The sequence below is a fragment of the Vibrio sp. SCSIO 43132 genome (assembly GCF_019904195.1).
In the GTDB taxonomy this organism is placed as follows: domain Bacteria; phylum Pseudomonadota; class Gammaproteobacteria; order Enterobacterales; family Vibrionaceae; genus Vibrio; species Vibrio nigripulchritudo.
On record NZ_CP063199.1, the window covers coordinates 2,284,964 to 2,298,055 of the forward strand.

The 13,092-nt window shown below is 45.6% G+C and carries 12 protein-coding genes; 8 read left to right on the top strand and 4 right to left on the bottom strand.

The features are described from left to right. The first annotated feature begins 2 nt into the window (after positions 1-2). Positions 3-752, top strand: coding sequence for a copper homeostasis protein CutC (locus tag INR79_RS10255; protein ID WP_223094018.1), 750 nt, complete (start codon positions 3-5; stop codon positions 750-752). A 43-nt stretch (positions 753-795) separates the two neighbouring features. Further along, complete coding sequence (locus INR79_RS10260) at positions 796-1,440, top strand: copper homeostasis protein CutC (RefSeq protein WP_223094020.1); 645 nt, start codon at positions 796-798, stop codon at positions 1,438-1,440. A 104-nt stretch (positions 1,441-1,544) separates the two neighbouring features. Here INR79_RS10260 and INR79_RS10265 read toward each other — a convergent pair whose 3' ends face one another. Continuing rightward, a complete protein-coding gene (locus tag INR79_RS10265) occupies positions 1,545-2,459 on the bottom strand; it encodes a DMT family transporter (RefSeq protein ID WP_223094022.1) in 915 nt (304 codons plus the stop codon). 148 nt (positions 2,460-2,607) lie between these two features. Between INR79_RS10265 and INR79_RS10270 the strand changes: the two genes are divergently transcribed. The 3 genes from INR79_RS10270 to INR79_RS10280 all read left to right on the top strand — a co-directional run bounded on the left by INR79_RS10270 (position 2,608) and on the right by INR79_RS10280 (position 4,670). Then, entirely contained in the window at positions 2,608-3,063 is a 456-nt protein-coding gene (locus tag INR79_RS10270; RefSeq protein WP_004402221.1) for an Lrp/AsnC family transcriptional regulator, read from the top strand. 103 nt (positions 3,064-3,166) lie between these two features. Further along, positions 3,167-3,625, top strand: a complete 459-nt coding sequence (locus INR79_RS10275; protein WP_223094024.1) for a carboxymuconolactone decarboxylase family protein — start codon at positions 3,167-3,169, stop codon at positions 3,623-3,625. A gap of 295 nt (positions 3,626-3,920) precedes the next feature. Then, entirely contained in the window at positions 3,921-4,670 is a 750-nt protein-coding gene (locus INR79_RS10280; RefSeq protein ID WP_223094026.1) for a helix-turn-helix domain-containing protein, read from the top strand. A gap of 38 nt (positions 4,671-4,708) precedes the next feature. Here the strand turns inward: INR79_RS10280 and INR79_RS10285 are convergent, their stop codons facing one another. Further along, the gene (locus tag INR79_RS10285) at positions 4,709-5,128 is read right to left on the bottom strand and encodes a DUF6559 family protein (protein ID WP_223094028.1); all 420 of its coding nucleotides are present in this window, start codon (positions 5,126-5,128) and stop codon (positions 4,709-4,711) included. 478 nt (positions 5,129-5,606) lie between these two features. Here INR79_RS10285 and dld point away from each other — a divergent pair, with 478 nt between their 5' ends. Both dld and otnI read left to right on the top strand, forming a co-directional pair. Beyond that, positions 5,607-7,313 (top strand): D-lactate dehydrogenase, encoded by a 1,707-nt coding sequence (gene dld, locus INR79_RS10290; RefSeq protein WP_223094030.1) that lies wholly within the window; start codon positions 5,607-5,609, stop codon positions 7,311-7,313. Positions 7,314-7,438: 125 nt separating this feature from the next. Beyond that, positions 7,439-8,218 (top strand): 2-oxo-tetronate isomerase, encoded by a 780-nt coding sequence (gene otnI, locus INR79_RS10295; RefSeq protein ID WP_223094032.1) that lies wholly within the window; start codon positions 7,439-7,441, stop codon positions 8,216-8,218. 66 nt (positions 8,219-8,284) lie between these two features. Here the strand turns inward: otnI and INR79_RS10300 are convergent, their stop codons facing one another. Both INR79_RS10300 and INR79_RS10305 read right to left on the bottom strand, forming a co-directional pair. After that, on the bottom strand, positions 8,285-10,759 hold the full coding sequence (locus INR79_RS10300; protein ID WP_004402135.1) for a putative bifunctional diguanylate cyclase/phosphodiesterase: 2,475 nt from the start codon (positions 10,757-10,759) through the stop codon (positions 8,285-8,287). Then, a complete protein-coding gene (locus INR79_RS10305) occupies positions 10,756-11,874 on the bottom strand; it encodes a substrate-binding domain-containing protein (RefSeq protein ID WP_022550839.1) in 1,119 nt (372 codons plus the stop codon). Before INR79_RS10305 ends, INR79_RS10300 begins: the two co-directional genes overlap by 4 nt. A gap of 89 nt (positions 11,875-11,963) precedes the next feature. Here INR79_RS10305 and INR79_RS10310 point away from each other — a divergent pair, with 89 nt between their 5' ends. After that, on the top strand, positions 11,964-13,073 hold the full coding sequence (locus INR79_RS10310) for a substrate-binding domain-containing protein (RefSeq protein ID WP_022606429.1): 1,110 nt from the start codon (positions 11,964-11,966) through the stop codon (positions 13,071-13,073). Positions 13,074-13,092 lie beyond the last annotated feature (19 nt).

The window sequence follows — 13,092 nt, forward strand, 5'->3', positions numbered from 1 at the left end:
TTATGGATATGGAAATTGAAGTGTCGATCGGAAATATCGAGTCTCTTTATAGCGCCATTGCTGGAGGCGCAACCCGAATAGAACTTTGCTCAGCATTAGCTTTGGGTGGATTGACACCTAGCTATGGATTAATGCAACAAGCAGGGCGAATATCGAGCATCCCGGTATACGCTATTATTCGACCTCGCCAGGGAGACTTCTTTTATAGCGAAGATGAAATAGACATTATGATGTCAGACATAACCTGCGCAAAACAGGCTGGGTTGCAGGGAGTTGTACTTGGTGCATTAACATCCACAGGGCACATTCATATGCAGCACGCAAGAAAGCTCTGCGATTACGCCCACCAACTGAAGCTCGGTGTCACCTTTCATCGCGCATTTGATCATTGCAATAACGCAGAAAAAGGGTTGGAAGACATTATCAGCCTCGGTTGTGAGCGGGTTTTGACTTCTGGATTTGCTGCAACTGCCCCGTTAGGTACAAACACGTTAGCAAGCCTTGTCCAGCAGGCTGGAGACCGCATTTCCATCATGGCAGGCGCTGGTGTGAATGCCGGTAATGCTAAAGACCTTGCTGCGAAAACCAGAGTGAAAGAATTGCATCTTTCAGGAAAAACGACTCGCCCGACGAAAATGATGTTTACCTCTGAGCACAGCAAAATGGGGGCGAACGATATAGATGACTATCAGATTCCGGTTACAGATAAAGCGGCTATTTCTGAAGTAGTTCACCTCTTTAAAAGTAAATAGTTCCAAATACCCATTCATCACTTAACGACAATCAGGAAATATTATGATCAAAGAAATTTGTGTGGAGAATTTCACCTCCATACCGGATGCCATAAAAAATGGCGCAAACAGAATCAGCTTAAAAGATAATTATTTAGAACAGGGAACAACCGTCAGTAATGGCGTAATGAAAGTATCGATTGAATACGCACATAAAAATAATATTCCGGTAGTAGTCTGCATAAGACCTCGTAAAGGCAATTTTATATACACACCGCAGGAAATTGAAATTATGCAGACCGATATTAAACTTGCCAAAGAACTCGGTGCCGATGCGATTGATTTTGGTTGTTTAAACCAGAATAACTCTATCGACAAAGAAGCTACGCTAAAAATGCTCGAATCTGCTGAGGGGTTGAAAACGGTATTTCACATGGCGTTTGACAGTATTCCAAGATCGGAGCATCAAGAAACGATTGACTGGCTACATGAGCAGGGTGTTTCTCATATTCTTTCTCACGGATGCCCTATTTCAGAGCCCATCGACATCGCCTATCTGAAAGAGACCATAGCCATGGCAAAGGGTAAGCTAACCATCGTTCCTGGTGGCGGTATCAACTACTCCAATATTGAAGCTATCGCCAGAGAACTTAATGTGAGCGAAGTACACGGCTCGCATATCGTTAAGTTAGGCAACTATGAGTTTTAGCACCCCAGCAAAAAATTGGGTCTAAACCGTAAGAACCTATAGAAATTCAAAGACATCACTGCGCAGTGAATCAGGTTCATGTTGAGCACAATCGGATGATTGCCTTAAGAACGGTTAGACAAAATTACCCCTATCACGGTCAAGCTTATCCCGCCTGCAATCGCGATTGATAATCCCTCACCAAACACTGGCACAGCCGCAAGTGCGGTTAACGCTGGCGATAGAGATCCAATGATGGACGCCTGCTCCGAGCCGAGCTGCCTGATGGCGTAGCTATAACCAATGGTGGAAAACAAGCCCACACAAAGCCCCTGCACCAGAATAAATGGCAATGCATCACTCAAAGAGAAGTTTCCAAACTGGCTGGATACGGAGCCACTTAAAACCAGCGCAAGTGTTATCAGCAGGGAGCACCAGGAAATCAAGATGGTGACAGCAATAGGGCTTAATCCTGAACGCTTTAAGCTCATGGTGTAGACAGCCCAAACCGTACTCGCACTTAGCAGTACCGCGATGCCCTTGAGAAAATCGCCAGAAATTCCCATACCCTGCCCTCCAACCATAATGGCAACGCCGAGCATAATAAGAGCCAGCGAAACAATTCGCTTCAGAGATAGAGCATTACGGAAGAATAACCAGCCAATCACTGCGACAAAAAATGGCGGAGTTCCTGCCAGAACAGTGCCTACATACGCAGCAGGAACGTAATTCGCCCCCATAGAAGCAATAAAGAGAAATGGCACACCACCAAGCAAAATCATAACCAAATCGGTCATTTTTATTTGTTTGATTTCATCCAGGTAACGAGCGGTAAAAGGCAATAGCAAAACAACTGGTACCAAGAAGCGTATCAACGCAACATCCGCTGTCGCCAATGGCGACGATCCAATCGCTCGGATGGAAAGAGCAAATCCTGTCCAGATAAACAGCACTAATGTGATAACAGCGTACCCCTTTAAATTAGGAGATACATTTGGTAAACCTACAGCGGATTGAAAATAGCTGGCGACTTTTTCCATAACAAAATACCTGAACAAGAATTTCGAACAGATAAATTATTCATCAGATCAACCGCACTTATTCGGCGAATGTGGCACAGTTTCTTGCCATGATTGGTGGATTCCATCATGATTAGTCCAATTATTAACGAAAATCGCCAAGAAGATTATGGACAGAATTGATCGCCACATCCTTTCCGTGCTTCAAAAAGAAGGACGCTTATCTACCGCAGAGCTTTCCGAAAGAGTCGGGCTCTCTCCTTCTCCCTGCGCCAGACGCCTTAAACGCCTCGAAGATGAGGGATATATCGAAGACTATCAGGCGAACCTGAGCCGGGAAAAAGTCGGCATCGCAATGAGTTTTTTTGTGGAAGTCAGCCTCAATAACCACCAGGCAGAGTCGATAGAAAAATTTGAAGAAGAGCTGGAAAACATCGAAGAAGTTGTGAGTGCGCACATTGTGTCGGGTGGCTACGATTATCTGCTCGAAGTCGTCAGCCCTAACCTCGCTGGGTACGAAGCCTTTACCCGAAAGCTACACAGAATAACCAGCGTGAAAGACATACACACGCACCTTTCTGTAAGGCAGGTGATCAGTAAAAGCCCGCTGCCGATATTTGTGTGAGGTTGAGTAAGATTTTCCGTCTTTTTTGCTGATGTCGAATTTCTTCAATCAATCGCCTTCAACGCTGGTTAGCCTATAGCTAAACGATGAAGGAGATAGGCATATGGCAACTAGATTGGATTATTTCAACGCAGCCCCAGAGGGCTTTCAGATTCTGCTTGGGCAGGAAGATTATCTTCGAGCTCAGTTCGAGCAGGTTCCCCACCTTTCCGTTGAACTTTGGGAGTTGGTAAAACTGCGTGTTTCGCAAATCAACCAGTGCGCGTTTTGTATCGATATGCACAGTAAAGATGCGCTTAAAAACGGAGAATCGGAACACCGATTGATAGGGTTAAGTGCGTGGCGTGAAATGCCGTTGTATAGTGAACAAGAACAGGCTGCACTGCATTGGGCAGAAGTTCTGATAAAAGAAGGTAATGCCTCGGATGATGACTATTCCGCGATACTCAATGTGTTTGGTGAACAGGGGATCGTCATTCTGACTCTGGCTGTGAATGCCATTAATAGCTGGAATCGCATTGCCAAAACATTCAAGCCCGAAATCGGCAGCTTATCGGGTTAACCAAATGGTAAAAAACACTTAGGGTCTGTTGACCTTTCGAGCTGATTTTTGCAGCCATTTGTGGGTTCTTTATACAAGGCAGCGCTTATTCGATGTAGTCGCTCTACATCAATAAGCGGTAACACAGTAGAAAGGAGCCACAAATGCTGCCCGAAGGGTTCGGTTCTATGCGCTTTACTCTTTGTTGCAAGGTATTTGCTTAGAATGACTAAGCTAAAGACCTTGCGCCGCGATTAAAACACATAGAACTCGAACAAAATTTAACCACGAAAGGCCAACAGACCCTATCAACGCAATGGATTTTCGAATCATAAAACCTAAGAAGAAGTTAGCCGACCATGTGCAAGCCATCTGGTCGGCTAAAGTCGTAAAAGGTTTGCACGATTCGACGTCCAAACCTCTTTATTGTGACGGAGGTTCAGGAGTCACCTTCTTGCTCAGTGGCGAAGTCTGCATGGCAGGCGAGCCCATCAAAACTCCTATTTACTTTCAGCAATACAGCAAGCAAACACAGTTTATTGAGTTAGGAGAAAACGCCGAACTTTGTGGTATGCGATTCCACCCGGGAATGACGCCTTCATCTTTGTTTTCAGACGCCTCCAGCTCACAAGCACTCTTATCTGAACTCCATACCCAACTCACAACACAAACCAATCATAGTGCCCTCTTATCAACCCTATACCGATGGTGCAGCCGCAATATTGAACTCAACAACCCGAGCTTTGCCAAGCGCTCTTCACTGATCCATCTGGCAACAAACGGAAAAATTGGCGAGCAGTTTCAACAAAACCAAAGGCAGGTGGAAAGGCAGTTCCGCGAATGGATCGGCATGAGCCCAAAATACTTTCAGCGCCTTCGCCGAGTGCATAGCAGTGTGGCAAAACTAAGAGAAAACCCGAATGTATCGCTCAGCGACTTTGCATACGCACAAGGCTTTTCAGACCAAGCGCATATGACCAGAGAATTTAAAACCTTTTTACTGACCACTCCGGGGGAATTGAGTGTGCGGCTGAGAGAGAGAATAAATACAAGTAATCATAGATAACCTGTTATTACTCCTAACTTTTTATTGGAATGATCCGTTTAGAAGCTTGAATCTCCGCCACCAGAATTAAAATCAGATTCCGTACCAGCAGAACCAAAACCATCATGCGATACATCAGGTTTCGGTGTACTCACACCATGAGTGGATGCATATTCCAAATATTTATCCGCTGTTGTTGCAGAAGGATGATTGAAGAGAATCTCGCTGACTTCTCGATGAAAATCTGGGTGAGCACCAAAAGATGAACTTAGACCAAGAGACATGTATAAGCTTTGGCTAGCCATCATGCCATAAGCATAATTGCTGTAGCTTAGATCAGACTTCTTATCGAGCGCCACTAACGCCCAGTCTATTTCCTCTTTAGAGTAATGCTCTTTTATGCCGTATTTTACAGCTAGCCTAGGGGTCACTTCTTTAGCTACCGATTTTGCAATCTTCTTTTTTGACCAATCAAACATTGTGCTTTAACTCCCTTAAAGACAAGAAACACTAGCCTAACACTTCACAGCTTAAATATTTTTTTACATTCCAATAATCAAGCAGTTAATAAAAAATGACTGAAGATTTCAACGCAAAATTCAGCATAGTTCGAGTTTTAACATTCAAAATAACCTCGCTTCTTCACCAATGGTATCCACTTAGTCTCCACGCTCAAAACCTTGCACCAGATCACTTTCTATTCACATAAAATTTAACTTTTACACTCACTCAATTATGTCACTTTTGGAAAAATACAATGTTATTTATTCCAATAATGACAAAATAAAATCTAACTAACTGATTGTTTTCAAACAAATCAGCCATTTCTGTCGTGTAGCTTTAATGGCGTTTTTGGCAAATATATGGTGTCTGCTTCTGGTTCAGATTGGTATTCGAAATTAAGATAAACACACTACAACGATTAACAAACCGATCACACATTGTGAAAAGGACGCTATGAGTACCCAAGAGCTAATCAACACCTTCATCGATATCGTCGGGCAAGAGCACGTTTTAACCCAGGAAAAGAAAACCGAATATTACCGCTCGGGTTTTCGATCTGGTAAAGGAAAAGCACTCGCTGTGCTATTCCCGGGCAGCTTGGTGGAACAATGGAAGTTATTGCAGGCAGCCGTCGCAGCTAACTGTATTGTGATTATGCAGGCGGCGAAAACGGGCTTGACGGAAGGCAGTGCTCCCAGCGGTAGCGACTATGATCGAGAAGTCGTTGTGATTAACATCATGCGTATCAACCAGCTCCATTTAATCGAAGATGGTAAGCAGATCATTAGTTTACCGGGTGTGAGCTTGCACAAGCTTGAGAAAACGCTGAAAACAGTAAACCGAGCTCCCCATTCGGTGATTGGGTCTTCTTCCATTGGCGCTACTGTGGTTGGTGGTATTGCAAATAACTCTGGTGGTGCTCTGGTGAAACGGGGGCCTGCTTATACCGAATTGGCGTTGTTCGGCCAGGTAACAAAAGAAGGCGAATTGGTGCTCGTTAACCACCTAGGAATTGAAGGGCTTGGAGAAACACCAGAAGAGATCCTTGCCAATGTCGAAGCAGGTAACTTCGATGCGAGCAAAATCATTCACAACGACGCCATGGCGTCAGACAGAGAATACGACGAACGAGTCCGAGACGTAGATGCAGAAACTCCTTCTCGTTTTAACGCTGACTCACGTAGATTATTTGAAGCCAGTGGCTGTGCCGGAAAGCTGGCTGTTTTTGCAGTGCGTGTTGATACCTATCCGGTTCCTGAGAAAGAGCAGCTTTTCTACATTGGCTGTAACGACCCCGCTAAGCTGACCATGCTTCGCCGTGAAATGCTGAGTAACTTCAAAAACTTGCCGGAAATGGGCGAATACATGCACCGCGACATTTTCGATTTAGCGGAAAATTACGGTAAAGATGTATTCCTTTCTATCCATCATTTAGGCACAGACAAACTCCCCAAGTTCTTTGCTTTAAAAGCCAAGGTCGAGTCGGTTTTAAATCGCATTCCTTTTGTCTCGAAAGACCTGCCCGATACCCTACTCTATTGGATGAGCAAGCTCTTCCCTCAGCATTTGCCGGAACGCATGCTGGATTATCGGAATAAATACGAACATCACCTGATTCTTAAGATGAGTGATGGTGGAATTGAAGAAGCAAAAGCCTATCTGGGCAACGTTTGGTCTAAACAAGATGGCTGTGACTACTTTGAATGTACGGCTGACGAGGGTAAAAAAGCGCTGCTTCACCGGTTCGCAGCCGCAGGAGCAGCCATACGCTATGAGACAATCCATTCGAAAGAGGTGGAAGACATTCTCGCTCTGGACATCGCTTTACGCCGAAACGACATTGACTGGGTGGAGCAGTTGCCAGAAGAAATCACAAACGACATGGTCATGGCACTCTACTACGGTCACTTCATGTGTCATGTTTTCCATCAGGATTACATCTTCAAAAAAGGGGCTGACACCAAAAAGATCAAAGCCAAAATGTTGGAATTGCTTACCCAAAAAGGTGCGAAATACCCTGCCGAACACAACGTCGGGCATCTATACGAAGCAGAAAAGCAATTGCAGGCATTTTATCACTCACTTGATCCAACCAATACCTTTAACCCCGGTATTGGGAAAATGAGCAAGTACAAACGCAATTGCAGCTGTTGTGGCTAGAATCTCACAGCCCTTCGAGATTGTGATCCTAAAACAGCAAGCTCAGGCTTGCTGTTTTTTTCTTTCTATGAGCTGCACTGTTAGAATTGTAACTTCGCTATTCACGGATGAATGGAGACAACCCCATGCCAAAGTTCGCGGCAAACCTGACTATGCTGTTTAATGAAGTGGATTTCCCGAATCGTTTTGAGCTGGCTAAACGCGCTGGTTTTAAAGCGGTCGAATTTCTTTTCCCTTACGAGTATGAAGCCAGGGATATCGCGGAGAAGCTGAAAGAGAATGATCTGGAACTGGCGTTGTTCAACCTCCCACCCGGAAGCTGGAAAAGCGGCGACAGAGGCATCGCTGCTCTGCCCGATCGCGAAAGCGAGTTCCGTGAGAGTGTTGAAATAGCACTAGGCTACGCACAAGCGCTCAACTGCAAAAAAGTCCACGCCATGGCTGGGATCGTAGAGTCTTGTTTCTCCCGAGAGCAGCACGTATCAACCTTTATTAAGAACATTCGTTTCGCGGCAGATGCATTTGCAACACAGGGTATTGAAGTCATGCTTGAACCTCTCAACAGCCGTGATGTACATGGGTATTTTATCTCACACCAACAAGAAGCCATTGAGCTTATCCACCAGATTGATCGCCCAAACGTGAAGCTTCAGTTTGATTTCTATCATGCTCAGATTATGGATGGCGATATCACTCGCTTACTTAGGAAATGTGGCAATTACATTGGGCATGTTCAGGTCGCTTCTGTCCCAGACAGACACGAACCCGATTTAGGCGAACTCAACTTCCCCTACCTGTTCGAAGTACTGGAAAATATGGGGTACAAGAGCTGGATTGGCTGCGAATATCGTCCTAAAACGACGACAAATGAAGGCTTGGGTTGGATGAGGCGTTATTCAAATTAAACAGCAGATTAGAAAAAAGAAAGAGACCAAATGGTCTCTTTCTTTTTATCTATACAGATAGGAAACTTACCCTATATTCTGCTTTTTCTGATCATCGGTCAGATAACCAATCCAATCATCGACAGGCAGAGGTCTGGCGAAGTAGTAACCTTGAGCACAGCGACAGCCTATTTTCACCAATGCGTCGACGTGGCTTTCGGTTTCTACTCCTTCTGCAATCACCGTTAAATCGAGCACTTGCGCCATTTTCAATACTGCGCTGGTGATCTCGTAATCAAGTTTGGAAGAGTTCACTTCCTGAATAAAGCCTCTGTCGAGTTTGATGCAATCCGCAGAAAGATTTTTAAGCACAGATAGTGAAGAGTACCCCGTTCCGAAGTCATCAATCGCAATCTTGTAGCCTTTTGAGCGAAGCGATTCGATGGTACGTACACAGGTTTCAAAATCACGCATCATATCCCGCTCGGTAATTTCCAGTAGAAGCTGATCCGGTCGACACTCTGTTTCGTCCAGAATGGCTTGCAACTGGTCGGCAAGATCGGTCATGAAGAACATCCTCGCCGAGAAGTTGACCGAGAAGATAATTCCTTCCAAATCAATGCCTGAATGCTGCCACTGGGTGATCATGCTCGCGACTTCGCGGAAGACCCACTTATCAATATCGATAATCAGATCGGTTTTTTCTGCTACTTCAAGGAAATCGACAGGTGGAAGCAAGCCGAGCTTCGGATGCTGCCAGCGCACTAGTGCTTCTGCACCAACGACGCTCTGAGTATCCAGATCGATTTTAGGCTGGAAGAACACCACCAGTTCGTCGTTTTTGATCGCCTGATGCAAGCCCACATTAGTCTCGATCAAGTCGGTCACTTCGAGCGTCATCTTGTCGGCATAGACACGATATTGGTCACGACCATTGCGTTTCGCGTGATACATCGCCGTATCGGCATTTCGAATCAGGGTTTCGCCATCCGAACCATGTTGTGGGAACTGACACACACCGATACTGGCGGACACAAACACGGTTTTATCGTTGATGTAATAAGGTTTGCGCAGCGCCTTGTTAATTCGGTCTGCCAGCACTTCACCATTTTCAAGGCTTTCTACCTTAGAAAGCACCACCATAAATTCGTCGCCCCCCATTCGGGCAACAAATCCAATATCGGTAATCAGTTGATCGAGGATCTCTGAAATGTTGGCGAGCAAGTTGTCACCTGATGCATGACCAAGTGAATCATTGATGGTTTTGAACTCATCAATATCAAGATACAACAGCAGGAACGAGCTATCCTGTTTTTTGGCTTTCTCGATTTCGTCATCCAGACGCTTTGTGGCTAACAAGCGGTTCGCCAGCCCCGTGAGTGGATCGTGGTGTGCCAGGAAGTCGAAGTTTTTCTTCTCTTCGTTTAAGTCGGAATACGCCTCAGACAACCTGACTGCCATTTTGTTGAAGGCGTTTTCGATGTGGCTCCATTCATCGGTCCGCCCTAGGTTGATCGGCTTATTGGCCCCATCCGATTCCAAACCTTCAAAGCCTTCTTTTAAGTCATCCAGCGGCTTACGAATATGGCGTTTCACCACCTGACTGATCAGCAAAATGGACAACAAGAAGGCCAGAATACTAGTCACTACCGCGTTGAAACGCGATTTTCCAATTTCCTGTTCCAGTTGCTGACTGAGCTCTAGCGCTTGCTTCTGCACCCTTGCTTCGGTCATTTCTACCATGGCAAGCAATTCGTTCTGAGCATTGACTAACGCCGCCATCACCAGCCAACGTTGTTCTAAATTCGCACTGATACGACGAAGAGCAGCGTTGTAACGTTTTACCGTGCGCTTCATGCGTTTCTTCTGCGCAGACACTTGTGGCGTGTCGATATCGACGTTTTCAAGATGAAGAAGGAAGATATCCAGCTCTTTTTGAATTTCGATGATCAGAACTTTTTCAGTCTCTGGTGTGATTCGGCTGTGAATGTTGCCGACCATTTTACCAACGGTCAGGAACACCTCACGCAACATGTTCACCAAGTCTAGCTCGTTGTTGTAACGAATATAATCGGGTTCACGGATGTTAGTGAGCTTGCTGTCTGCGACCACTAACTCTAGCTGATCCAGCTGCTCGGCTAGCGTGTCGTCGATTTCCTGCGTCTGTTTAAGAATGCGGTTTAGAGCCAGCGAACTGCCAAGAAAGCGATGGAAGTTATCGATAAACGAGTCCATCTTCTTGGAAAAATCACGGTTGGTAGAGAGATCTCTCAAGCGTTGCAACTGTAGATCGATATTAAACGCTTCTTCAGAAAGCGTGGTTTCACTGAACAGAAATGTCTGTTCCAGTAACTTCACGCGTGATGTCAGAGCAAATACGCGTCGGCTGATTTCAGAGTTCACCGTTAGTACTGAAACGTGTTCAGACGCTTCCGTTTTCAGGGTGGACTCCACGTAGTAGAGCGAGCGAATCACCGTAAATATGGCCACACTGACTATAGCCAGTAGCAATAGGTTGGAGAAGATAATCCGCTGAGTAATGCTAACTTGAGATAATTTCATCGACCCTTCCATATCTTCAGGTACGCGTCACGATAGCCGTTTTCAGGATCATAAATACCAGTGTCATCCTGGTTGATCAGTTCCTCGACGTTTTCGGGCGTCACTAGGTGAACAGGTGCGGAGTAACCGCTGGGCGGAAGTTGGTGAAAAGCTCGGTTTAGCTCATCTATAATTTGCCATCCTTGCAAATAAAGGGGTTCTGGGACGGTAGCCAGCTGGAAGAAATCCTGATCAATGCGTTTGTAAGCCGCTTTACTGCCGTCGCCCGCAGATATATTGCTTGGAACGGGTTTTCCCTTCTCAAGGTTTGATTCAAGAGAAGGAATCGCATAGTCGATGTACAGATCATTGATGGCGAGAATATGAGTGATTTGTTCGTCGTGCTTTTTCCACAAGTACTCGAAGGTGTCAGGCATTTTCTCGGCAATTTCATCAAGCGGAAGAGGCTGAATTTCGAGCATGGTACAGGTCGGGCAACGCTCGATAGTCTGCGCCATCTTATTGGCTTTGATGGTTGCGATCTGGTAGTTAGGGTCGTTAAACACCACCGCTTTAGCGGTGCCTTTAGAATCAACAACTGCCAGCAACGCCGCCACTTCCGCAACATCGAGCGGATCGGTGGTGATGTTCATATACAGACCGAGATCTTTGTTCCCACCCGCCAGCTCTGTCGCGTGCCAGCCAATGACCACAATCCCCAAACTTTCTGCAAGTTTGAGGGTTTCCCGGTGCCGCTGGGCATCGATTCCACCAAGAACAATGGCATCAGGTTCAAACCCTATCGCCTTCCTCAATGCAGCACCCTGACGGACTTTAGACCCCAGCCCGTCGATAAACCTCAGGTGCCAATCGAGGTTTGATATGGCTTCTGACATCCCCCTTGCCACGCCATATACGCCACCGTTACGTAGATCGGAAGCGATGAAAATGATGTTCTTGTCTCGTGTAATGCGTGGTCCATCAGTCGGACCATCCCAAATTTGATTACTGGCAATCGCCTTTGCAACTTTTTCCTGCGCATATGCAAGGAAATCCCCTTCGGCACCATCAGCAAAACTGGATGAGCTGAAAGCAATAGCAAACAGGCTTACTGCTCGCCTTATGATTTTTGTCATAATTTTATTCGATAAAGTATCTTTTTGTAAGAATCGGCTTTATATAATTACAATAATGTTAATACATATTTTAATAATTGGTAACAGTGATGAACTATCACATTTATAAATTTTTATTTGCTGCTATAACCGGAACTCTGGCACTTTCACCTACGGATGGGCTTGCTGATAGTTCAAACACTAAGAACTCCCAGATACATCAGATAGATGCGGGTAAATTGGAGAAATTTCAGATCACGGTAAGTGCTCCACCTGAACCGCTGACGAAAAAACCAGAAAAACCGATACGCATCGCAATTATTTATCCCAGTGCGGATATTTCTGATTTTTGGGTCCGAAACTACACCGCAATGACAAAAAGACTGGAAGCTCTGAAGCTTCCGTTCGAAGTCACCGAGTTCACATCCAAGCAGATCGAACACTCCCTTCAGACTCAACACACCAACTCCGTTTTGAATGCTGAAGTTCCTTACGATTTTGTGATTTTTGGTCCTTCGGAACTGGAATTACAATCAAGCAATATTCAAAAACTGGCGGCATCCACCGACTTTCAGACGTTTATATGGGCGTTCCATACCCCAAACCCTGAATGGGAATTCCAACCGGATGCCTGGTTCGATTTCTCCAGCGCGATGGGTGCAGAAGTACTTTGTGACTATGTTATTAAACATCTCGGAAATGACGTGAGCTTCGCCGCCAACCGCGGTATTCCAGGAATCACCGATACTCAGCGCTCTCAGGGGTTTATTGACTGCGTTGAGGATAAAGGTGAATGGTTAAGCGTGTACGAGCACTTTGGGCAATACCAGAAGCTTGGGGGAGCAGATGGAGTGCGCCTGATATTAGATAATTTCCCAGAGGTCACCATGGTTCACAATGCCAATACGGCAATGACCATGGGTGCGGTTGATGCGCTGCGTGAAGCCAAGAAACTGGATGATATTTTTGTCACCGGTTGGGGCGGTACAGCCAAAGAGATTGAAAAAATCAAGCTGGATGAGCTAGACGCAACTCCCATGCGCATGAGTGACGATTTAGGCGTGGCAACGGCTGAGTCAATCAAATTCTACCTTGAGAAACGAGCGTCTGAGGTTCCGTTAATTTATCTGGGAAGGATCACCGTGGCACACAGTGATATGAGCGATGTGGAGCTCAACACCCTGACTCGTGAGGCATTCCGCTACTCAGGCAGCGAATAGCTAAACCCCTAAAAGTTTT